Origin of the sequence: Actinopolyspora lacussalsi subsp. righensis (assembly GCF_900116555.1) — a bacterium.
Classification (GTDB): Bacteria; Actinomycetota; Actinomycetes; order Mycobacteriales; family Pseudonocardiaceae; genus Actinopolyspora; species Actinopolyspora lacussalsi.
The window spans coordinates 583260-607025 of the sequence record NZ_FPAT01000001.1; the positions used below are offsets into that span (position 1 = coordinate 583260).

Annotated in this window: 16 protein-coding genes and 1 riboswitch; of the genes, 8 read left to right on the forward strand and 8 right to left on the reverse strand. The window is 66.8% G+C overall.

What is annotated here, in order from left to right:
- Positions 1-327 precede the first annotated feature (327 nt).
- The gene (locus BM394_RS02480; RefSeq protein WP_092973265.1) at positions 328-1137 is read left to right on the forward strand and encodes an alpha/beta fold hydrolase; all 810 of its coding nucleotides are present in this window, start codon (positions 328-330) and stop codon (positions 1135-1137) included.
- A 211-nt stretch (positions 1138-1348) separates the two neighbouring features.
- Positions 1349-1918, forward strand: a complete 570-nt coding sequence (locus BM394_RS02485; protein ID WP_245779926.1) for a CHAP domain-containing protein — start codon at positions 1349-1351, stop codon at positions 1916-1918.
- A gap of 63 nt (positions 1919-1981) precedes the next feature.
- Here the strand turns inward: BM394_RS02485 and BM394_RS02490 are convergent, their stop codons facing one another.
- Positions 1982-3865 carry a LamG-like jellyroll fold domain-containing protein gene (locus tag BM394_RS02490; RefSeq protein ID WP_175529920.1) on the reverse strand — a complete coding sequence of 628 codons (1884 nt, stop codon included), beginning with the start codon at positions 3863-3865 and terminating at the stop codon, positions 1982-1984.
- A 551-nt stretch (positions 3866-4416) separates the two neighbouring features.
- Between BM394_RS02490 and BM394_RS02495 the strand changes: the two genes are divergently transcribed.
- From BM394_RS02495 to BM394_RS02520, 6 genes are all read left to right on the forward strand, one after another.
- Positions 4417-6141 carry a hypothetical protein gene (locus BM394_RS02495; protein ID WP_092973267.1) on the forward strand — a complete coding sequence of 575 codons (1725 nt, stop codon included), beginning with the start codon at positions 4417-4419 and terminating at the stop codon, positions 6139-6141.
- Positions 6108-6389: a hypothetical protein gene (locus tag BM394_RS02500; protein ID WP_092973270.1), complete on the forward strand. Its 282-nt coding sequence runs from the start codon at positions 6108-6110 to the stop codon at positions 6387-6389. Before BM394_RS02495 ends, BM394_RS02500 begins: the two co-directional genes overlap by 34 nt.
- A 137-nt stretch (positions 6390-6526) precedes the next feature.
- Positions 6527-6697: riboswitch (cobalamin riboswitch) on the forward strand.
- A gap of 20 nt (positions 6698-6717) precedes the next feature.
- Positions 6718-7755 (forward strand): ABC transporter substrate-binding protein, encoded by a 1038-nt coding sequence (locus tag BM394_RS02505; protein ID WP_092973273.1) that lies wholly within the window; start codon positions 6718-6720, stop codon positions 7753-7755.
- Positions 7756-7766: 11 nt separating this feature from the next.
- Complete coding sequence (locus BM394_RS02510) at positions 7767-8915, forward strand: FecCD family ABC transporter permease (RefSeq protein ID WP_245779927.1); 1149 nt, start codon at positions 7767-7769, stop codon at positions 8913-8915.
- Positions 8912-9697 (forward strand): ABC transporter ATP-binding protein, encoded by a 786-nt coding sequence (locus BM394_RS02515; protein WP_092973275.1) that lies wholly within the window; start codon positions 8912-8914, stop codon positions 9695-9697. Before BM394_RS02510 ends, BM394_RS02515 begins: the two co-directional genes overlap by 4 nt.
- A gap of 50 nt (positions 9698-9747) precedes the next feature.
- The gene (locus BM394_RS02520; RefSeq protein WP_092973277.1) at positions 9748-10494 is read left to right on the forward strand and encodes a (2Fe-2S)-binding protein; all 747 of its coding nucleotides are present in this window, start codon (positions 9748-9750) and stop codon (positions 10492-10494) included.
- Positions 10495-10941: 447 nt separating this feature from the next.
- Here BM394_RS02520 and BM394_RS02525 read toward each other — a convergent pair whose 3' ends face one another.
- The 7 genes from BM394_RS02525 to BM394_RS02555 all read right to left on the reverse strand — a co-directional run bounded on the left by BM394_RS02525 (position 10942) and on the right by BM394_RS02555 (position 23271).
- Complete coding sequence (locus tag BM394_RS02525; RefSeq protein WP_245779928.1) at positions 10942-11739, reverse strand: hypothetical protein; 798 nt, start codon at positions 11737-11739, stop codon at positions 10942-10944.
- Positions 11740-11745: 6 nt separating this feature from the next.
- Positions 11746-13884: a hypothetical protein gene (locus BM394_RS02530; RefSeq protein ID WP_092973698.1), complete on the reverse strand. Its 2139-nt coding sequence runs from the start codon at positions 13882-13884 to the stop codon at positions 11746-11748.
- A 5-nt stretch (positions 13885-13889) separates the two neighbouring features.
- Positions 13890-14891, reverse strand: a complete 1002-nt coding sequence (locus BM394_RS02535; RefSeq protein ID WP_092973279.1) for a hypothetical protein — start codon at positions 14889-14891, stop codon at positions 13890-13892.
- Positions 14892-14945: 54 nt separating this feature from the next.
- Positions 14946-15656 (reverse strand): Crp/Fnr family transcriptional regulator, encoded by a 711-nt coding sequence (locus BM394_RS02540; RefSeq protein WP_092973700.1) that lies wholly within the window; start codon positions 15654-15656, stop codon positions 14946-14948.
- A 53-nt stretch (positions 15657-15709) separates the two neighbouring features.
- Entirely contained in the window at positions 15710-16207 is a 498-nt protein-coding gene (locus tag BM394_RS02545; RefSeq protein WP_092973702.1) for a Pycsar system effector family protein, read from the reverse strand.
- Between the two features lie 891 nt (positions 16208-17098).
- The gene (locus BM394_RS02550) at positions 17099-20059 is read right to left on the reverse strand and encodes a glycosyl hydrolase (protein WP_092973281.1); all 2961 of its coding nucleotides are present in this window, start codon (positions 20057-20059) and stop codon (positions 17099-17101) included.
- Complete coding sequence (locus tag BM394_RS02555; RefSeq protein WP_092973283.1) at positions 20056-23271, reverse strand: alpha-L-rhamnosidase; 3216 nt, start codon at positions 23269-23271, stop codon at positions 20056-20058. The genes BM394_RS02550 and BM394_RS02555 overlap by 4 nt, the downstream gene beginning before the upstream one ends.
- Positions 23272-23766 lie beyond the last annotated feature (495 nt).

Below are 23766 nucleotides of genomic sequence, written 5' to 3' on the forward strand. Positions count from 1 at the left end.
GAGACGAGCGGGCGACCACCACCGTGAGCGAGGCGGTCGCGGAACCCACGGGGTCCCCGCTGACCTCCACGGAACAGTACGCGCTCACCGAAACGTCAGCAGAGCCGGGAACCACCTGTCGTGCGGGCTGCGCCTGGCCGCAGGCCGATGCGTTCCCGACGTCCTGGGAGGTTCCCCGGAACGGTGTCGATGGTGCTCGTCCTCGACTACTTCCGGGCGCACCATCCCGGCCCCGGACTTCTAGACCACTCCCTCGAACCCGGTGCTCACCCGCACACACCCCGCTCACCCACGTAAGTGGCACGGCCACGGACAGGAGCGCTAGGCATGGGCACGCACATCCGCGCAGGGGAGCTCGACATCTGGGCCGAACAGACCGGACAAGGACCGGATATCCTGCTCATCGGTGGACTGGGCGATACCGTCGAGTCCTGGCAGTTCCAGCTCGACGGGCTCTCGGACCGCTATCACCTGATCGCCTTCGACAACCGGGGGGCGGGGCGGACAGCGATGCCCGCCACCCCTGTCTCCGTGGAGACGATGGCCGACGACGCGGCGCACCTCCTCCGTGCGGTCGGGGTTCCTTCCGCCCACGTGGCGGGCTTCTCGGGCGGTAGCATCATCGCCCAGGAGCTGGCCCTGCGCCACCCCGAGCTCGTGCGCAGCCTGGTCCTGCAGAGCACGTGGCCGGTGATGGACCCCTACCTCCGTTCGTGGGCGAGGTTCGTCCGCTGGCTGGTGGAGGTCGCTCCGAGCGAACGGGCGTTCCTGGAGGGATTCTTCCTCGACATCTACACGGCGCGAGCACACAACGACGGAACCGTCGACCAACTCATCGAGGAAGTGCTCGCCTTCCCCCACAAGCAAGCTCCCGAGGACGTGCAGCGGTTCCTCGACAGCTTCATCGAGCACGACACGACCGAGCGCCTCCCCCGGATCTCCGTACCCGCGCTCGTCCTCGCCGGTGGTCTCGACCCGACCGCGCGTCCGGGGCTGTGCCGCGCCGTGGCCGAGAAAATTCCCCACGCGCGGTTCGAAATCATGGAAAAGGAGGCCCATCAACCCTTCCAGGAAATACCGAACGAATGGAACTCCCGCGTCGATGCGTTCTGGCGGGCCGTCGAAGCGGGAAACTGAATTCGTCGAAAGCTGCCCCCCCGCGCAGCGCATCGGCTCGCCCTTGTCCGGAAGTTCCACGGCCGCGCACCGGGGGGACGTTTATACGCACTCCCTGAACGGTATATCGGGTGGTGAACGCGTCAACGCCGAGCGGGAGGTGCTGGGCGTGACTCACCGAGATGACCGGAACGAAGAACCCGCCGCAGGCCGGCCGCGCAGGAATAGGGCGGTGCTGGGCATCGTGACGAGCCTGTCGGCGGCGGCCGCGATCACGGCTGCGGTGCTCGTGCCTTCCGCACCCGATGGCCCGCCCGAAGCCCCGAGCGGAGAAACGGCAGCGCCGGTGATAACGGCCGAACCCGGCACCGTGCGGGAGGAGATCGTCACGGCTGCACGAGCCGAGCTCGGCACCGAAGAGACCGGCAAGAACTGCCACGTGTACTCCGAGCAGTGCGTGCCCTGGTGCGCGCTGTTCGCCATGTCGGCCTGGGAAAGGGCGGGCGTGGACGTCGAACCCGAAGAGTTCTCCTTCACCGGCGACGTCTACACGACCGGTCAAACCGAGGGCACGGCCTACGGCAGCGCGCAGCTGGAGCAAGCCAGACCGGGCGACGTGCTGCTGTTCGGCACCGGCCCGGCGACCCCCGATTCCAGCCACCACATCGGTGTGGTCGAGAAGATCCAGGGCGAGCAGGTCACCCTGATCGAGGGCAACACCGGTGACAACCCCGACAGGGTCATGCGCAAGACGCACGAGCTCGGCGAGAACACCTTCTACGGCGGCGTGCGCCCCTGGTGAAGACCGCCGCGGCCTCCGACTCAGCCGCGCTCGTGGCCCCCGCGCCTCAGGGCCTCGTCTCGCTCAACGCTCCCGCCCGCTGTCCGAGCTCACCGCGCTGAGGAACTCCTCGGGCCGCAGCGCGCGAGCGGTGATCCGGGTGTCGCCCAGCGAGCCGTGGAATCCCTGGCCGTAGCGCCCCGCGCTCTGCTTGGCCCCGAGCGCGAACGGCTCGCCGAGCGTGGTGATCCCCTTCGATCGGGCGGCGGCGTTGCGCGCGATCTTCGACCGGTCCACATACACGGTGGTGTGCCGACCGTCGTTGACCACGGCCACGTGCACCCACTGCCCGACGGGCAGCGCGTGGCTCCAGCACGTGGGATCGTCGTCGCGGTTGTGCGGGTACACCACGTGCTGCAGGAACCGCTCGCCGGACAGGGCCAGGCCGCACGGCGCGTCGTCGGTCGAGTAGCCACCGTCCTTGCCCGCGTCCCCCGCGCGACCCTCCCAGCCGAGGATGCCCATCCAGGCGTGCGAACCCCGGAACGGCTCGGGCAGTTTGAGGAATGTCTCGATCGTGTAGCCCCGGGTGAACCCCGCGCTGTTGATCGGCGAGTCCCGCTTCGCCCGCAGCACCGCTCCCCTGTTCGGATCCTGGCCGCCGTCGAACCGCAGACTCGCGTGGGCGGGTGCGGCGTCGTGGTGCTCACTAGAGAAGGTCAGCAACTCCGGCGGCCCGCCGTGCAGGCGTTCCACGATCAGGTCGTTGCCGTTGCCGCTGAGATCCCGCGCGACCGCACCTGCCGCCACCGGGGCACCGTCGTTCCCGGCGACGAACCCCGAGCGGTCGAACCGCCAGTAGGCGACGGTGTCGCGATGCACCACTTCCGAGGCGGAGCGCTCCGGTGACGAAGTCGGTGGGGCGAATCCCGCGAACCGCCCCTCGAAGTCGATCTCGACGCCGAACCGGTCCGCGTTCGTGGTGAGTTCCACGTTCTCGGCCTCCAACGGCGAGCGCCGTGCGGCGTGCTGCTCGCGCAACCACGGCGAGAACGTCGCTACGTCGATCATGCCGCGCACCGGATCGAACGAGTACAGCCGGATCATCCCGGCACCGCCGTAATAGCGCTCCTGGTAGTTGGCCAGGTGCAGGTGCACGGTGTTGCCCGCGTCGTTGGTCAGCGTGGTGCGACCGCAGGGCCAGTAGTGGCCGCCGATCGCCAGGAAGATTTGGTCGTTGCCGCGGATGAGCCCCTCCCACAGCCATTGCCCGTGGTCGGAGAGGTGGGCCATCCCGTCGTCCTCGGCCCACACCAGGTCGTGGGTGGTCAGTATCGTGGGCAGCTCGGGGTGCTCGTTCAGCACACCCTGCGTCCACCGCACGCCGCGATCGGAAACCCGCCAGTCCAGCGCGAGCAGCAACCAGCGCCTGCCACCGCCCTCGAAGACGTGGTAGCTGTTGTAGCCGTCCGGCGAGGAGCCGCCGTAGGTGTCCATCCGGTTGAATCGGTCCGGCCCGAACGTCCGCAGATAGGGAGTGTCGCCGCGCTGGTCGTCGCCCGACACGTCGTGGTTGCCGCCCAGCACGCTGTAGGGCATCCGGTGTCCGATGCCGCGGAACGCCCGATCGGCGATCCGCATCTCCCGCTCGGTGCCGTGTTCGCTGACATCGCCGAGATGGGCGAGAAAGGCGATGTTTTGCTTTCGACGATTTTCTGCCACCCACCGCAGACCCTCGCGCACCGGTTCGGGGTCGGAACCTCCCTCGTCGATCAGGTACTGCGTGTCGGGCATGACGGCCAGAGTGAAGCGGGTGTCAGCGTCGGAGTGACTGTGCCACGAGTTACGCGAATCGGCCGAAGCGCCGATCGAGGTGGCCGACGAGGCGGCGATCGCGACGGACGTACCAGCGGCGGCGCGGAACAGGCCGCGACGGGTGACGTCACGGTGTTCGGAATCGGTGTCCACAGTGTTCTCCCAACGGGGTCTCCTGGCTGGTCGTGGTGGCTGCCAGCCTGGTCACCACGGTTGGCCTGGCGGTAACGCAGGACCGAATCCCGCGTCACGAACGGATGAGCGCGAGCCGTCGTTCGCCCCGCCGAGACCTCGTGAACACGACGGGTGGACACGTCCTCTCCGGCTGTATCGGAAGGCGCGTCGCTGCCCCGTGAGCCGCGCCCCGTGAGCATCGCTATCCGACGAACGCTGTCTCGCGATGGGGGCGCCAGCTTGAACGATGCCACCTGTCAGGCCGGTAAGCCCCGCAACGCACAGGAGCATCGTGACCGGGCCGGCCGAGATCGGCGCCTTCGTGTGGCTCGATGTCGGCAAGAGCGAACACCACGCACCCACCGTCACTTCAGCGGTACTCCACCAACGGCGCAGGCGGGCCAACGGCGCGGGCGGTTCCGTTCGCGATGTGGTCACGGACGTAACGCGGCCGCGAACCACGGGACACGACCACAGCGCTAACCTCGTTACGAGGCATGAACCAGACCACGAAAAGAGCCTCCGGCTGAATGCGCACACATTACGATCCCACCGAGAACGACGAGTTCGAGGTCGCCAAGAATCTACTGGTGCGCAGGTGCGCCGAGTGGGCCGACCGACAACAATTGACCGCCGACCCGTTCGTACTCGCCGCCGCACTGGATTTCCGACACACAGGTATCGACGGACGCCTGGCGTTCTGGACCACGGAACTCGCCGGAAAGTTCCTGCTGGTCTGGATGCCTCGCACGGTCTCGGCACGCGCGGAGGAAGTCTCCTCAGCACCGAACTCGCTGCGCACGTTGATCCGCTACCTGCACCACACCGAGTTGATCGAGGCAGGAAGCGACCACCTGACCGACATCGAAGCCGCGATCACCGACGCGGCCACCGAGTTCCCCCAAGCCATGTCGGACAACGGCAACTTCGGTCTCGCGAAGTTCTGGGCGATGACGGCGATCGACTCGGGTGTGGATCCCACCGACCACGCCGCGATGAACCGTTTCGTCGAGCGGGTCCGCGAGGACACGGTCGAGTACGACAGCGCCGCTCTCCAGCGCGTCACGGCTCGGCACATCGACGGTGACCACGTGAGTCCCGGGCAGGCACCGATGGTGCCTCCGGTGTCACTGCCACCGGAGGACGAGCTCGCCGAGACCACCGAGAACAGCCCGCTCGTATGGCGTCTGCGTGAACTCGTGGAATGGCTGGGCCGCGACGGTCGCGCACTGACCGATACCGGCCGGCTCAAGCTCGCCGACGCGCGGGAACTGGTGACACGACTGAACACCGGCGACACGATCGACCCCGTCCTCGGTGACCGGACGTATCGTACCCAAAGCAGCGCCGAGCTAACCGAACTCGGACTGATCGTCGCCTGGGCGAAAAAGACCCGTGTGGTGCGTGTGGTCAAGAACCGGTTGGTGCCGATCGCGAAGGCGAGGCCACTGCTGCGCGACAGCAGGGGACTGTGGAACAAGGCGTTCGACGCGATCGTCGAACTGGGCGACGAGATCCTCGAGCCACCTCGATACGGCCCGGCGATGCCCGACATGTTCTTTCGCGAGATCGTTCCGGACATCCTGCGCAGTCTTTACGGCATGCCGGAAGCCTTTCCCGTCGTTCGCCTGCAGGAAAGCGTATGGCTGTCCTGTGGCTTCGACGATCTCGACGAGTCGCGGCGAGGACTGGTGCGGAAACTGACCGACAACGAGGTGTGGCGCATTCTCCGGGCACTGGACCTCCTCGGCGCCGTGGAGCTGACCACCGGCATCGCGGAGCAGACCTTCCTCGCCGACCTTGCCGAGGATCCAACCGTCGACGACGGCATCGGCGCCCTGCAGGCAGCGGAGCGAGGAAACCTCAGCACCACTCCGGACTCCGGGGCCGGTCCAGTCGATCTCGTCCGACTGACCCCGCCCGCGACCGCGCGTGTGCGCATCTGGTTGCTCGACGAAGGTCGATACGCCCCTCTGGTGGGCGAGCTGACCGAGGCAACACCGGCGCAGTTGCTCGGAACGATCGCCGAACGGCATCCACTCGAGGCTGCCCGCGAGGAAATCGATCGCTGGCTCTCGGTCCACGACAGCGACGGCCCGGAGCGGTTGATCGACGCGGTCCGGCTGTGTCCGTTCCGTAGCAGGGCGCCGCCATGCTCGAAGTGCTGGCCACGAACTCAAGCGAGGGCACGACTGTACTGCGGCGGCTGCGTTCGGATCACGTGCTCGGGCCGCTCGCGGTCCAGAACCTGGTGAACAACGGCGCGCTCGATCAAAATGACCTGACCGAACAGGAACAGGCGCTGAGCCTGGCCGAACAGCTGATCCAGGCCCTCGAGACAAGCGGCCCGGAAGCGGTTCTGGAGATGCTGCTCGCGAGCCCACCCCCGAGCGGGGCCATGGAAGTGCTCAGTGTCGCATTGAACTCCGGACACCCGGCCACCATCGGCCTGGAGGAACTACACACCATCGTCGAACCGCTCGAACGGGCAACCGAGAAGTAGTGACCAGCGTGACCACGGTCGACGAGGTGTGGCGATGATCGCCGACCGTGGTCGTCGGCGTGAGCGCCGACGCGGCGACCGACGATGAGCGAGTGGGGTTCGTCATGCGAAGGTCCAATATCGCGCTTCGAACGTGTAGCTTCGGCTTTCGCCGCAGTGCACGGGAAGCCGGTGAGAATCCGGCGTGGTCCTCGCCACTGTGACCGGGGAGCGTCCCGCACCACGACGCCACTGGCCGAAGCGCCGGGAAGGCAGCGCGGACGTGACGATCCGGAAGCCAGGAGACCGGCTGCGGCGCAGGTATCGCTCGACGATGGATTGAGGACCGATGCGCCACCCGGCGAGATGTATCTTCGCCCGGCCCCACGCCGGACGCGACCGACCACGACGCGCCGCCACGGTGCTGGCCGCACTGACACTGACCGCGCTGATCTCCGGATGTGGCACCACCGGCGCGCGAACGAAAGCCGGTGCCCAGGAAGATTCCCCTTCCGGGTTCCCCGTCACGGTCACCAACTGCGGAGAGACCACGACCTACCAACGGCCACCGCGACGTGCGGTGACGATGAACCAGCACACCACCGAGATCATGCTCGCGCTCGGTCTGGCCGACCGCATGGTTGGTACCGCCTATCTGGACGATCGCATCCTCGCGGAGTATCGCGAGGAGTACCGGCGGATTCCGGTGCTGGCAGAGCGGTACCCCTCCTACGAGGCGTTGCTGCGGCAGGCACCCGACTTCGTCTACGGCGGTTACTCCTCCGCCTTCGGCCAGCAGGACGGGCGCTCGCGTAAACGACTGCGCGAGGCGGGAATCAGGACTCACCTCAACATCGCCAACTGCACCGACGGCCCGGTGGGTATCTCCGAGATTCACGAGGAGATCCGCACGATCGCGAGGATCTTCGACGTACCGGAACGGGCGCGGGATCTCATCGACCGTATGAACGCGACGCGGTCGGAAGCTCAGCGCGAGCTGGGCGACGTGAAACCGGTGAGCGTGTTCGTCTACGACAGCGGCACGAAGTCGGCCTACACCGCGGGCGGAGACGGGATCGCCGACGCCATCGTCCGGATGTCCGGCGGTCGCAACATCTTCGCCGATCAGCACGAGGGCTTCGTCGACGTCTCCTGGGAGCAGGTGATCAAGCGGCGACCCGAACGGATCGTGATCCTGGACTACGGATCGACCACGGTCGAGCAGAAGAAACGCCTGCTGCTGCACAAACCTGCGCTGGCGAGCGTTCCCGCCATCGAGCACCGAAGGTTCGCGGTGCTGCCGCTATCCAGCGCGGTGGCCGGAGTGCGTGTCCCCCGCGCCGTAGCGGACCTGAGTGAACAACTGCATCCGGGACGGTTCCGTTGAGCGGTGGCAACGTGCGGAGCTCCGTCGACGCCTTGTCGGAGGACACGAACCAGGCAGTCGAATCGAACCCGGCAGCGGACTCGGCGCGCCCCGCCCCGGAGCGCGTTTCGCCCCGCGAACGCAGGGTTTCCTACCCGGTGGTGTTGGTCCTGCTCGGCGCCGCACTGATGGTGGCCGTCGTCGTCGGCCTCGCCGTCGGGTCGGTCTCGCTACCTCCGACGGACGTGGTCGCCATCCTCGGTCAGCAGGTGTTCCCGGGATGGATCGATCCCGGGTGGCCGGCCACCTACGACACGATCCTGCTGGACGTGCGGCTTCCCAGAGTGCTGCTGGCCGGGATCGTCGGTGCCGGACTCTCGGCCGTGGGGACCGCACTGCAGGCACTGGTTCGCAACCCGCTCGCCGATCCCTTCCTGCTCGGGATCTCCTCGGGAGCATCCCTGGGCGCAGTGACGTTACTGGTCACCGGCGCCACGGTTCTCGGGACGCTCGCCACTCCGATGGTGGCCGCGTTCGCCGGTTCGATGGTCACCCTGGCGGCGGTCTACGCCCTCGCGAGCTCGGGTGGACGGATGACCACCACCCGCCTCGTCCTCGCCGGTGTGGCGTTGTCCTACGTGCTCTCCGCGCTGACCGATCTGTTGCTGAGCACCGCCTCCGATCCGCACCTGATGGCCTCGATCCGGTTCTGGAGGTTGGGCAGCGTCGCCGGAACGGAGTGGCAGACGCTGCCGATACCGGCGATCGTGGTGCTGGTCGGTCTGGCCGTGCTGCTGTGGCAGTCCGGGTCGCTGAACCTGCTGCTCGCGGGCGAGGAGTCGGCAGGAACCCTGGGGCTGGACGTGCACCGGTTCCGCACCGGAATGTTCGTGCTGGTGTCGCTGATGACCGGTGTGATGGTGGCGGTCAGCGGTGCCATCGGGTTCGTCGGCCTGATGGTGCCGCACGCGGTGCGCATGCTGGTCGGGGCGGACCACCGGCGCGTACTGCCGACCGCGACACTGCTGGGAGCGACGTTTCTGATCCTCGCCGACCTCGCCGCCCGAACCGTGGCCGCGCCGCAGGAGATCCAGCTCGGGGTGCTCACGGCGCTGTGCGGTGGCCCGTTCTTCGTGTGGCTGCTGCGTCGCCAGACGCGCCGGGAAAAGGCGGACCGATGAGTCACCACGAAGTGCGACCGGCCGAGTTGGACATCCGGGACGTTTCCTGCAATGCAGGGGGCCGGGAAGTCGTCTCGGGGGTGTCGCTGACGGCGGAACCGGGTGAAGTGGTCGGTGTGGTCGGCCCCAACGGTGCCGGAAAGTCGACGCTGCTGCGCGCGGCATACCGGCAACTGCGGCCCACTGAGGGGCGGGTGTTGCTCGACGGAGCAGACGTGTTCCGGATGCCACGCCGATCGTTGGCACGTCGGCTGGCCGCCCTGCCACAGGAGACTCCCGCCGAGTTCGAGTTGACCGCCCACGACGTGGCCGCGATGGGACGCGCGCCGCACCGACGGAGGATCGGCGGGGATCGCCTCGGCGACGAGCGGATCGTGACCTTGTCGCTGGAGATGGTAGAGATGGCCGAACTGGCCCACCGTCAGTTCGCCCAGCTCTCCGGCGGGGAGAAGCAGCGGGTGCTCATCGCGCGGGCACTGGTACAGGAACCGGGGATGCTGGTGCTCGACGAGCCCACCAACCACCTGGACATGCGGCACCAGTTCGATGTGCTGGCACTCGTGCGCCGACTGAACGTGACGACCCTCGCAGCGCTGCACGACCTGAATCTGGCCGCCCGCTTCTGCGACCGGCTGTGCGTGCTGGCGGCGGGCGAAGCGGTGGCGATCGGCACCCCCGTCGAGGTGCTCACCGAATCGCTGTTGTCCGAGGTGTACGGCGTGCACATCGAGGTCGGCACTCATCCCCGTACGGGTGCTGCGACGGTCCTCTTCGGAGACTGACCAGCCTGTTACCGCGCGGACCGTGATCCGCCCTCGTCCCTAGGAGAAACATGAGCACGCGCGCGAACCAACTGCTCACCCGCACGCTCGACGGGATGGACCCCACCGAGCACGCTCGGCTGCTTCCCGACGAGAACCGCGGGCAACTGCCCGCTTCTCTCATCGAGAATCCCGACTGGATGGCCGAGCAGCTGCGGTTGCGCGGCCGGATCTGGCACACCGACGACGCGCGCGTGCTGGCCACCCTGTGGTGGTTCTCGACGTCGAGCAGACTGATCGCACCATCGGTCGCCTCGTACGTCGTCACCGGTGAGGCGCTGTCTCCCAGGCTGGAGGACCTCCAGTTGCACTGGCAGCCGGACAGCAGGCTGTCCGGGGTCACCTCGGTGAACGTGCTCTCCAGCAGCGACCGGCTGGAACCGCTGGCCGAAGAGCTGCGGCGGACCCTCGAACGGAGCATCGCCTCGGTGGCAGCCACCGCCGGGATACGGCAACGCCCCCTCTGGGCGATCGCGACCGACGCCATCGCCGGGTGTCTGCTCTGGGCAGGACGCGCACGGGGTGCGCCGGGGCGGGCCACCGCGCTGGCCGAACCGCTGGTCGCGGCCATGGACGCCCCGATGCCCGCACCGCGCTACACCGAGATCGACTCGCGGGCGAACGCCTCCCGGCTGTTCACCAAGCGAACCTCGTGCTGCCTGCTCTACCGGGCGCCCGGCGAGGACAAGTGCTCCTCCTGCCCCGGTCGCCCTCCCGAGCAACGACACGCCCTGCTCCGCGAGAACACCCCGCACTGACAGAAGTGAGCCGTACGAAACACGGCCCGATGATCCAACGGACCTGGCCGAGATGCTCGACATCACCAGCCAGACGCATGGTGCGTTAGAGCAACCGGGTCATCGCATCCGGCCGGCTGCGCCACGAGAAAGTCAACAACGATCGGCGGGCCACCGGCGTCAGCCTGACCTCGAAAGGGCAGGCCGTCCACCAACGAACCACCTCGGCCACGCGGCAGGCGAACGAACGCTGACGCACGATATGACGGAAGCCGAGATCACCATCTTCGGGTCCCTGCTCACTCGTGTTCTCGCTAGTCCCTACGCCCCCGCATCGTCGAAACCATTCCGCGAACCAGGTCGCGCGAGACGCAGACAAGAACAACATCGATGAGAGCCTTCATGCACGCGCTGGGGACAGGTTCGCAACCTGCCCCCGATCGCTCGGCTCACTAGTTCCAACAGATCCTAATGGTCGCTTGTTTCACCTGTTCCACGTTCGTCCAATCGAGCAGCCAAGTCCTCCCTGTTGTAATTGATGAACACCTTTCGCAAAGTGGAAATCACACGAAGGTGCACCGTTTCATCAGTGGCTACCAATAGCTTGTCGACGAGCTGGCCCACGGATTCCGATCGCGTCGCAGTGCTCATGACCTCGCGGAGTTCGTGGAACTGCTGCGCGACGGCCACCACTTGCTCGGGTTTGTCCTGGTTGTCGAGGAACCAGGAGGCCGTGGCCCGAAGCGGGTCGAGGAGCACCGAGCACATCCGCTCCTCCTGGTTACTGCGTTGTTGGTTCTGCCACGACAACGCGACGTGTCGACGCGTCGCCTCCTCACGAGCGGCGACCGCCGCGACGAGCTCCGCGTCGGCATCGACCGACGAGCACTGCCCGCGCACGTACACGTTCGTTCCACCCACCCGCCACCACACGACGAGGGCCGCGTTGAGCTCAACCCGCAATCGTTCGGTGGCGGTCAATGCGTGCTGCCTGCTCACTTCCGCAGCTCGATGGATGAGCCCAGCCCAAGCGATGTCCATCAGGGCGGAAGGAGCGGGTACATTCCCGCCCCAATATGCCTCCAGCGAGAGACTCACATCGAAATGCAGTGGCTCGTCCGCGCTGGGCAGTGAAAGGCCGTCCGTGCTGGAGCGGTCCGAACACGGACCTTCAAAGGAATCCTCACCGTTCGAGGAGGACACACCTTCCCGAACTTCCCAGCGGTGCAACAGCAGCCGCTTCCATTGAGACACCGGCACGTTCACTCCCTCCTATCGCCAGACGGGGTCCACTTCGTCCAGCCGTGTCCAAAGCTGGTGCACCACCGAGGTCAACGAGTCGTCTCCGAGAGAACTCAGGTCGAGCGAGGCGCGCTCGATCCGGCTGGCGTGTTCCACTTGCGCGATCCTGATCGAGTCGCAGCTGGTGGCCTGGACGAGCGACTCCACCATGGAATCCCGTTGAGCTGGGGAAACCGCGGATGCTGCTCGGAGCCAGCTTTGGACGATGGTCCGGCTGTCCTCCGGAGGCATGGCTCCGAGGGCTCGCTGCCAGAAGGACGTCGCCAGCTGGGCATCGACCTCACCGTTCTGCTCCCTCAGCACCTCCGCGACAGCCTCCGACAGGAGGCGCAGACGTGCTGGCGAGGCCCCGTCGAACCACTCCGATAGATACCGCAGGAACTGGGAACCACCGAGTTGGATACCGATCTGTTGAACAGCCTCCCGCACTGATTCCCGAACCAAGCCGTTCTCCGCGTTCGCCAGGTGTTTGAGCCGGGTCAACGCCACTCGCGGGAACGAGTGCCCGATACCCGCGCACACCTCCGCTGTCACCAGCTGAAGATCGGCGCTCCCCTCCCTCGACCAGGCCCAGAGCCTCTGCCGAACGCTCTTGCCCAGGAACAGATCCGTGGCTGTGGTGGTCAGCAGGCGCACCGCGATGGAGCGTCGAGAGCGGTCCGAGGCGCTGTTGGACGTCTGGGCTCCACCCGATTCCCTGCCCGCCTTGGTCATCGACCACTTGCGGGCCAGCCTGAGCGGGAGCTCGGCGCCTCCTACACCGGCCAGATCAGCGACCCGGTCGACGAGCAGCTCCAGTTCGTGGCGTTCGAAGTCGCGGATCTCGCCGGGCAGCTTCCCGATCCAGTCCAACATCGGTTTCCGGAGATCCGGATGCTCCCGCCAGAAGTGGCGGAGCACCTGAGCTCCGAATCCCGGAGGTCGGAACTCCCGACTTCCGACGTCGAAGTTCTCGTCGTCGAGGCCGTGCAGCCTGGTGAACGGGCTCAAGCGCAGCAGCGGAACGGATTGTTCCACCTCGGCACGGTTGTACTCGAGCATCCGATCGGAGGCTGCCACGATGTGCTCGGTCGAAGCGCTCTCCAGGGCGGACGCTGCGAGCAGGAGAGCGATCCACTCCGAGTTCCCCGTCACCTGCCGCTGGTGAATCTTGGCCCGCAGTTCGTCAGTTCGACCGTGCAGCTCGTTGTCGAGCAGGTCCCGGAAAACACGTTCCGGATCGTCGCCGTGTTTGCTGCGATTCGAGACGGCTTCCGCGAGTTCCGCGACCTTCGGCGGCCACAGGCTCTCCAGACCCGAAGCCGATTCGGTTCGCTCGACTAGCGCACGAGCGTCCTCCCCCACCAAGTGGCATTCGAACACTTCGACTGAGGAAGGCTTACCCAGCATGTGCATCCGTTCGGGGAGCTGTTTCTCGAACCGGCTCATGTGGTCGGGGGGTACGAGCAGGATCAAGTAACTCCGATAGCGCTCGATCTGCTGGGTGAGCTCGACCAAATCGCGTTGGACTTCCAGGAGATCGTCCTGGCTCGACCTGCGGAGGTCGACGAGCACAACGGCGGGTTCCTGCTCGACAAACAACGAATCGGCCCGCAACCGAAAATCCGGATCACTCAGCTCTTCCCGGACGACGAGCTCCGAATGCCTTTCCTGCAACTCGTAGCCGAGCCGTTGCGCAGCGGCGAACTGGCCGCAGTCGATCTCCTGAGCTCCGATCAGCAGGACCCGACGTCGGCGCAGTGTCTCGAAGGCCGTTTCGCTCTCACCGTCGATCGGCACGTCGAGCAGCCCCGGTGGTGGCACGTAGGTCTCCGCCAGTCGTTGCAGAGCCTCGCGGTCCTGGAGACCACGCCCTTTGCGCTCCTGCACCCCCACCTGGGCGAACTGTTCCGCACCGTCCTTCAGCAAGACGATGGAGTCACGTATCTCGGTCTTGCCGTAGGACTGATCGAGATCGCGACCGATGCCAACCGCTCCCCCTCCGGACGCCGAGGTACTCGTCCGGTAAGTAACCTCCTCTTTCATAACCGGCATCTCGGCAGGAGTCGAATCCTCCTGCGGGTGGGGCGAGTCGAGCACGGCGAAAGCATCGACGTCGTACTGGTCCACGGCACTCACCCTTCCCCCGACTCGTTCTCGCCGCGGCGACCACTCGCCGGTCCGAAGTTCGAGTCGCCGCTCGTGTGGAACTGACCTGAGAACTCCTGCTTCTGCGTTGATTGGTCGAGATCGCGACCGATCGAGATCGAACCGTGGTCGGTGGCCGCGACACCACGGCTGACCTCGCGCACCGAAGTGTCGTGGATCCCGCCCTGCACGTCGCGGGTCTGCACGGCCTTCCCGGCGGTACCGGTGAGCACGTTCGACACGTCGCCGCCGTCGACATCGGTCTCTCGCTCGTCGGAACTCGCGGACTCCAGGTCGGTGGGTTGCCCGTGCAGCAGACCGGAGCTCAACAGCTCACCGGAGAGCACCGGTGCGCGCAAGTACCCCGTTCCCGTGTAATCCTTGGAATCGATCTCCAGCGGTGCCTCCACGAACTCGCTGGGTTGCCGCGTGGTTCGCCCCGCCCTCACGACGTGCTCCATGACGGCTTGGGAGAGCACGGAGGCCACGAGCGTGACGTTCGAGTCCGAGTGATCGAGCAACGAGCGAACCGGGGCCGCGTCGACCATGCGCCCCGTGTCGACCATGACCTTGCCCGACGGGGAGTCAACCACGGAGGAATCGGCCACCAGCGCTTCGAACGACTGCGCGGGGCCGAGATGCAGACTTGTGCGCAGTCGGAGTTCGACCTCCGCCGCCCGAAACTCAGCGGCACGACGACGCAGTTCCGCCTGCAGCGAGTCGAAGAACCTGTCGACCACGGCGGCCACCAGATCCGGAGAGAAGCCGAGGAGGTAGCCGTCGCCGCGGAAGGCTCGGAACCCGCGTCCCCGCCAGAGTTCCGCGATACCGGCACGGCTCGCGGCCTGTTCGAGGACATCGGGCAACCACTGCTCTGCGATCATCTTCTGCTGGACGTCGTTGTGCTTGCTGAAGTGACGAACGTCCACCGCGAGTATGCCGGTGTGCTCACCGATCGAGCGGTTGTCGGTGGGGAGTTCTCGGTCCACCAGTGCTCCTTCTTCGCGTCTTCGCGTGCGACTGACGGAAGTGAGGCTGCCCGGTCATCTCGCGGTGTTCTGTCCAGAACTGGACACATTGGCCTCGCTACAAGCACGAAGCGAGGTGACATCAGTCACGTGAAGCTTTCCCCGGGAGATCCGCACGAGCCCTGCCGCCTTCCACTCGGCGAGCACCGGGGTGACGGCCGACCGCGCCAAACCCAGCCCTGAGGCCAGCTCTTCCTGCGACATCGCGATGGTGGCCGGACAAGGGTGATCAGGCCCCGCGACGTCGATGAGCGCCGCGAGGAAGTCGGCGAGACGCGCCGAGGCGGTGCGGTGAGCCAGCTGCCAAGAATGCGCGGAGCTCTCACGCACTTTGCCCAGTATATAAGCGTCCAGCTTCGACCCCAGGTCGAAACGCTGGAGGAGCTCGCCGAACCGCTCGTCGGGGAGCCTGTAGGTGATGCCGGGTTCGATGGCCTGCACCGTGGCCGACCTCGGACCTCCGTCTCGCCCCGAGAACTCGCCTATCACGTCACCGGGACCGCGGACGGCGAGCGCGAGCTCGCGGCCGTCGGGTTCGGAGTACACGACCTTCAACCGGCCGGACAGGCACAGCAGTACCCACCCGCCTGCTTGACCCTGGTGCAGCACGCGCTCCCGCGCGTGGTGCGTGCTGCGAACACCTTGCTGTACCAGTGCTGCCCAGGCATCGCTCGGTACAAGAGAGCGGAAACCACGTGGGCCCCGGAAGTCGTTGACGGCACTCACGCCCAAACTGTGTAGCTCCTGATCGCCGGGAGGTGGTCCGGGAAAGCCCAAGATCACTCGAACAGCCCTGCCCAGCCTGCCGCCAGCGCGGTGAGGAGCGATGTGCCGAAGGACCAGATGGCCGGTGTGACGGCGCGGAACTTGCGTCGAGCGATCCGGCTGGTCGCCCACACCTGCTGTGTGAGCGACAGCTGCAGTTGTTCACCGTCCTCCAGCAGATCCCGGTATGCCAGCGCGAAACCATCCGATGCCGGAGAGCAACGAGCGATGTTGTCGAAGTGGAGAAGCGACCGTGAGTGCCCAGTGTTCAGCCGAGGTGTGAACACCCACAGCGCGGCGACGATGCTCAGGGTCGCCAAAGCGAGGCTGACGAGCAGCAGGACCGCGTAGAGCCACCTGGCCGCCCAATCATTCGGCGCGGAGAGAGCTCGCACCAGTACACCGCCGAGCACACCATTCGCGGCAAGCACAGCTGCGGCCTTCGTATCCGCGACCTTGATGAGGTCGGTGGTCTGCTGGAGCGTTTTCCACGCGTCTTCGGTGTTGACCATGGCTTCGAGTCTGCTCAGCATCAACCGCCGAGTGCTACCGGCGTGAGGGTGAGACGCGGCCGATCTCAACGTGTTGGAACGGCCTCACACGCAGCCGTTTTCAATGTGGCGGGTGCTTCGAGCGCATGGCCTATAACTATCGGCTACTCAACACGAGGGAACTCAGTACTCCGGAAGATTTCTCCCCGACGGGAGCACAGCGCGCTCGCCGCACTCATCGACAAAACACGATTGGGACGGTTGATCCTCCACCAACGAACGCAGCACGGTTCGCACGTTGCCAACCACGTCCCCAGCGCCGGAAGCCGACGTGTCTACTCGGCCGGGCCGATGATCGCGACGGTTACCAGAACGGGGATGTCCGGTGACTGTCACGGATCTTGCCGAGTAAGCCGAATATTGACCTGCGACCATCGAGCAAGCACAGGTGCGGGCACCATCCAGACCGGCACCGGGGTTACCCCGGCTGATCGAAACCTCCAGCGGAAGTAGCCTCGCACCGAGGTCGTCACGGGGGTGCGGTACATCGAGTCCGAGAATTCGATAATCTCGCCGCCACATTCCGGGTATGGCAGCGGGTTGTCGATATATTCAGCAAGAAGTGCTGCCAGTCGACCGGGACGTCGACGACGAGAGCCGGTTGCCGTCGGTGTCATTCGCGGAGGCACAAAATACCTATAACGAGTTCGTTCCGCTCTGCCTGCTCGCTGGTCTCGCCCACCGGAGTGATTCCTTGTTAAGCGAGGTGACACCACCCTTCCCGTGCGGACAATAGTCGAACGCGAGGACTACCTCGTCCTCGCGTTCGACTCCGGCGTAGGCACGGTGAGCAAACGCATCCGATCGATCCGGAAACCGCGCGACGCGTCGTCGCGCATGCGGCCACGTCGACTACTTCAGGCGGGCCTGGCCGTACGGGACGAGACGAACCGGACCGGCGAGGCCGTAGCGGGAACGGTCGACCGCGCCGTACACGTCCGGGCGGAAGACGCGCATCCGGTTGATCAGCGTCGATGCCGTCTCGATCTCGATCGTGTTGCGCCCCTCGCGGAGAAAACCGCCCACGTCGACGACCGCGGTCTGCTGGTCGGCGGGCGGCAGCTCGTTTCCGTTCACCGAGACGCGGAACGTGTCGGTGACCTCCCCGAGACGCAGGTACGCGCCGTGCCCACCCGTCCAGGCGGGTCCGAGATGCACCGTGGCCGAATACCGCCCCACTCCGGACACGTCCGCCAGGCCGGGCAGTTCCGTCCACGGCACCGGGGAGTCGAGTGCCCTCTCGTGTCTGCGAACGTCCGTCTCGGTCGGTGAGGCACCTGGGCGCCAGTCCTCGACGGTCAACGTCCAGTCCGTGAGGGGGATCTCGTCCGGAACCGAGTCGATCCGCGTCGACACGGTCCGGCCGTTCGCCATCGTCGAGCGGTAGGTCCCGCCCGACGCGGCGCGCACCACCACCCGATCGTCGATCTCCTTCACCGCGTCCGCATCGGTGGACCGTACGCGGCGTCCCGCCGCGACACCGTCACCGAGCCAGTTCGGTCGGGCCAGCACGATCACGGTGGCGGCGCCGGGTTCGAGGCGCACCCGCAACCGGACGGTGCCGCGTTCGGCCTCGTGGACCAAAGCCCGCTCGACGCTGCCGTTCCACAGGTCGAGACGATACGGGATCACCGGCCACACGGTGGTGGCGAAGGTGACGTCGTGATCCACCGCCTCGTCCTCGGAGCCGTTGACGAAGTAGTAGTACTCGGCGTCATCGTCGTGGCGTCGGGCGTGCAGCAGTGGGGAGGACTCGGCGTAGCGCACGTCCGGCCGCAAGCCCAGCGCGGCCACGCCGTCCGGAATCCCCGCGCGGCTGTCGACGCGGCGCACCGACGGCTGCGCGAGCAGCTGCCCCATGACCTCGGTGAGCTTTTCGTTCTCGCCGGGTTCGGGAACCCCCGGAACCGTGGGCGCGTCCCAACCACCGACCGCGAGGATCGGCAGGCCCTCGCGGGCGAACTGGAGCAACCGCCGCGCCGTGGCCAGCGGCATCGTCTCCACCCTCCCGTTGAAGGCGTCGCCCTCGAACACGAGCATCCTGTACCCGGGGCCGTCCGGTGCCAGCCTGCCGCCCGCCACTCGCGCCGACGGAAGTTCGAGCAGGCGCGGGCTGAGGAACTGGTGCGTCCAGCCGAGCGGGATGCCCTCGGGGGTGAACCACGCCGCACCGAAACCGGTGCCCGCATAGCCCTTCTGGCGAAGGAAGGCCACGTCGACCCGCGACGTCCCGGTCTGCAGCACGAACTGCGAACGTGCCATGAATCCCGCGATGTCGGGAGCGTGTCGCCAGATCGGGTGCCGCGGCCCCCACGACTCGCTGTAGCCGACACCGCCGTCGTAGGGGGTGAACGCGGCGAAGCCGGGCCACCGGGCTCCCGGTGCGTTGGCGTAGGAGAACCCGTGCAGCACCGCCTGGTTGACGCCCGCGGCGTATTCACGGGAAACCTTGCGCACGACGTGGTCCCACGTCGTGCTGTAGGAGCCGCCGTAGACAGCGGCGGCCTCGCTGGAGAGTCGTTTGTTGCCGCCCATGTCGCGGCCACCCGCCAGCGAGCGGAAGTCGTCGAGGTTGTTGAACCCCAGCGATTCGCCCTCGGGTGTGTCCATGATGGCGGCGCTCGCCAACGCGTCGGTCTCCAGACCGTAGGGCTGGATGCGCAGCTCGAGCCCGATTCCGTGCAGCCATTCCCGCAGCGGGCGCAGGTGGTGCTCGATGTAGAGCTCGGAGCGGACGTCGTTGAGATCGTCGACCACCCGGCGGTCGGTCACGCCGTCGTAGGAGAACACGCCGTCCTCGTGCATCCGCAGCACGACCGGCAGGTACGGCAGCAGGTCGTATCCCTTGCGCCGCCGGAACTCGTCGAACATGGCCGGTGTCCACAGCGTCGCTTCGGTTTCCAGTTCGATGGAGTCCTCGAACATCGATCCGCCGGTACGCCGGATCAGTTCCCGGAGCCGCGGGTTGAGGATCTCCGTTTCCCAGAAATCGATCACGGCTTGGGTGCCCGCCGCGCTGAAGTGGTCGACGACGTAGGACACCGGTTCGGTGTGCGGACCGGCTTCCGGGCGCTGTCCCGAGCCGCGGAGCCAGGTGGCGATGATCAACCAGGTGCCGTCGTCCGGGGCGGTGAACCCGACGTGCCCGTCGCGCACGGAGTCGGTGAGGTCGGTGACGCTCGCCCGGTCCAGGTGGTACGGCTTCTCCATGGCGGCGCCCTCGGCGAGCCGGACCGCTTGCACCGTGTGCAGCCTGCGTTCGGTGACACCGGAGGCGGGTGCGACCGCCGGCCCGGGGACCTCGCCGTCGTAACCGCCGCCGTCGACCCTCACGAGCCCGTGCGCCAACTCGCTCACGGCTGCCGTGCTCTGCGGAGTCACGGTGGGCAGTGCGGCGGGCCACGACGGTCCGATCGTGATGTCGACGGTCACGTCGCGCTCGGCCGCCCTGCCCAGCGCCGCCTCCACCGCCGCGACCCACGGTCGGGTGCCCCAGCCGTGCTCGGCCGGGTCCAACGGCTCCTCGACGCTGTGGTGCACGTCCGCGATCTCGACACCGCCGAATCCGGCGTCGGCGATCTGGTCGATCTCCCGAGCGATCTCCGTCGGATCGACCAGGCCGTGTGGCCACCACCAGCGGAACCTGCCCTGCACCGTACGGGGCGGGACGGCGAACGCCTCGGCGAAGGCACCCGCGTGGGACCCCTGCGCCGTGGCCGCCTTGCCGCCTCCCGGAAGGCTCCACGGCAGGGCGGCCGCGACGCCCGCCCCGGCAGTCGCCGCGAGAATGGTTCGTCTGGATACCTCGTTCATCGGTGACCTCCACCCTGGTGCAGCTGTGAGCTGAAGCCGTAGCTACCCGGTCCGACCGAGTAAACGGCGCAGCCATCCGTATAGGACTCGAACTTCACTTCCTTGGAAGCGCGGACATGACGACCGTTGAGCCACACCGCCTGCGGACGGATCGTCGGAACGTGGATCTCGCCGATCGAGTTGGCCGGGATGACGACGTCGAGCTCGAAATCCCGACTGCCCTGGCCTTTCAGGCGCCAGGAGCTGCTGATCCGGCCACGCGGGCCGTCGTAGTGCCCCTCGACGTGAGTGAGCGGGTGCTCGTCGGTGCCGACTAGCCGAGGCTTGACGACTGCCTTCCCGTAGGCGACGGAGCCGGGTGCGCGCCGGATGCCGGCCAAGCCCGTGCTGAACCACTCGTCGATCTGCAGCAGGATCATGTGGTTCAGCGACGAACTGTTCTCCGGGGCGTGCCAGTGCTCCGGAACGGTGGTCATGCCGTGGGGGTTCATCTCACTGGGCCGCAGGAAAGCCCCGTAGCTGGGCCTGGTGGTCTCGTGCAGTACGTCCCAGACGACGTCGGCGCGCCCGCCGTCGGTCAGCGCGCGGAAGGTGGGGCCGAGCGAGATCGTTCCGCCGCTGAGGTGCGGTCCCCCACCGGACGGGTGGTAGGCGTGGATCCGCCGGACCAGGTCGTCGAGAACGTGCTTTTCCTGCCCGTCCGGGACCAGTCCCGCGTCCAGCGCCAGCGCGTCGTCGGCCTGGGTGCCGATCGTGCCACCGTTGCCCTCGTTGGTGTAGGCCCGGAGCGTGTCGTTGAAGAAGCAGGCGTTGAACTCGGCCTTGATGTCCGCGGCGAGGTCGCTGTAGCGCCGCGCGTCGGCATTCTTGCCGAGCGCGTCGGCCATCCGCGCCAGCTTGTCGGTCATCCGGTAGTAGGCGTAGGTGCCCGTCAGCAGCTTGGGAGTGCGGTCGTCCGCGGCCACCCAGTCACCCAGCCCGCCACGGACCAGGTTCATACCGCCGTCCGCACCGGCCTGCACCGTGCGGACGAAATCGTGGTAGTCGACCATGTCCGGGTAGTACTCGGCCATCGTCGCGGTGTCACCGTGGTGCTGCCACAGCCACCACGGCAAGACGATCACCGAACTGCCCCAGTTGATGTCGTCGCGATACCCACCGCCGAACACCGGGAACTCCGGGGCGTGTGCGGGAACCATACCCGCGCTGGGTCCCGAGACGAGCTGGGCTTCGCGCATCACCCGCTGCATGTGCGGCAGGTAGGCCGACATCTCGAAGTTGCGGTCGATGGCCTGGATCGAATGCAGCACGTCGGCCAACCAGCCCAGTTTCTCCCGGTTGGGACAGTCGGTGAAGATCGACTGCGTGTTGCTGGCGATCGAGTAGGTGCTCATCCGGTGGATGCGGTTGACCATGTCGCTGGAGGTGGACACGTCACCGGAGACGTCCATCGACGCGCGGATCGGCAGCGCGGTCAGCATCCCGGTCGTCGCCCGGTGGCCCGAGGGAAGTCCGGTGACCTGGACGTACTGGAAGCCGTGGTAAACGAACTGTGGCCGCCACTTCTCGCCCTGCGATGCACCAGCGGTGGTGTAGGTGTCGTAGATGTGCTCGTCGCTGCCCATGCTGGACGCGTCGACGGTGCCGTCGTCGTGCAGCGACTCGGCGGGCCGCATCTTGATCACGGTTCCCGCCGGTACCGAGGCGTCGACGCTGAGGTCGAACAGCGCGGAGAAGTTCTGTCCGAAGTCGAACACCCAGGTTCCGGGTTTCGGTTCGGTGACGGCCACCGGAGCGACGGTGTCGACGATCCTGACCGGATCGCCCTGCCGCCAGGCGAGATCGGTCGCCAGGTTGGGCGGCGGGGCGATTCCCGCCGAGATCCAGCCGGCCGGTTCCCCGTTCCTGCGCGTGGCCGCAGCCGACAGATCGGCACCCGGCCGGTCCCAACCGGGTTGTTCGCGGCGCGCGTCGTAGTCGGTGCCCGCGTACCAGTTGTCGGTGACAGACGGGCCGAGCGCCGTGCGCCACTGCCGGTCGGTGACGATCGTGTCGGTGGATCCGTCCGTGTAGCCGACTTCCAGACGCGCCAGCAACCGCGGAGTGATCGCGGTACGGGTCTCGTTGGCGGTTCCGGAGTGGGTGACGGTGCCACCCGCATCGTGTTCGTGAGCGAGGGGCTCGGTGAAACCGATGCCGCTGCCGTCCGCACCGGCGGTGCCCACCTTCGTGACGACACGGCTTTCGAGAAGGGTGCCGCCGTTGCCGGTGTCGATGTTCACCGTGGCCCCGACGTCGAAACCGTCGACATCGGCCACCTTGATGCTCGTGTCACCGGCTCCGGTCGCCGCGGCGAGCGTCGTCGGCTGCACGATCTCACTGGTGAATTTGTTGTAGGCCTCGGTTCGCCCCACGGCCGGATTGGTGACCTCGACGGCGTTGAAGATGCCGTTGCCGAGTTGGACGCCGAGGACGTTCGGGCCGCTTTCCAACAGCTCGGTGACGTCGTAGGTTCCCACCTCGACCGACCGTTGCGGGTTGGAGTCGCCGGGCAGGTGTACCGCGTCGGTGACTCGCCGACCGTTCAGCGTGGCGTCATAGGCGCCGAGCCCGGCCAGGTGGAGCCGTGCTCGGTCCACGGTTTTGCCCTCGTCGACGGTGAAACCACGAGCGAAGACGGGCAGCGGATCGGTGTTCTCGCGGTCGGGATGCTCGATCCAAGTCGCGGGTGACCAGTCGGACCGGTCCAGCAGTCCGAGCTCCCACGTCGACGGAGCGCTCCACTCCGAAACCGTGCCGTGGGCGTCGGTGATCCGCACCTGCCAGACGACCGGCTGCCGCGAGCAGAGGGGCTTACCGGCATAGGCGACTCCGGTCGAAGTACCGGACCGCACCCAGCCGGTGTCCCACAGATCCGGATCGGGCAGCTTCGCCGTGCTGCTCGCGGCGCGAATCCGGTAAGCGTGCTGGGTTCCCCGTTCCAGCCGCCAGGCGAGCAGCGGCGTGCGGTTGTCCACACCCAGCGGGTGGTCGAACCGTCCCGCGACCGACAAGCCGCGGACCGTCCCTCGGCCCGCGACAGCGGCCTCCGCCGCTTCGGCCCCGAGACCAACCGTTGTGCCGCTGACGGCCAAGCCCGCCGCACCGGCGGCCGTGGACTGGAGGAATCTCCTGCGGGACACACCGTCCGAGTCGGACGACATCTCAGCCATGAGCACGGTTTCCTTCCCGCTCGTCACTTCTTACGGATAGACCCGGAAGCCGGCCGCCATCGCGAACCTCGGCCCGAACAGCCGAATTGAAACGTTCAAATACAACTCGCATCGCCACCACCTCGAATGATCCGGACAACCACAGGCACTACGAGGATCGCGCACAGGACAGTTGACGAAGTTCCGCGGAAAACAGAAACCGGAAGAATCACCCGAGCAGCGAGTTGCCACTGGACACCAAAGGCGGTTTCAACGGAAAGTCACATCTCGCTCAGACGCGCACACCCGCATGATCCTCTACGCGATACGGGAATGAAAAACTCAGCGTTCCGACGCCGCGTGAAAACACGCGGCCGCGGGGCCGAATATCTTCCCGTACATCAAGTCATCGGACAGTTGAAAAGATCTTCTCCGGTTCTTTTCCCGTGTCCGTGCGACCAGCGGCGAATCGCCGAACAAGCGCCGAGCCGCGCCGCACCACTGTCAACGGCCCGT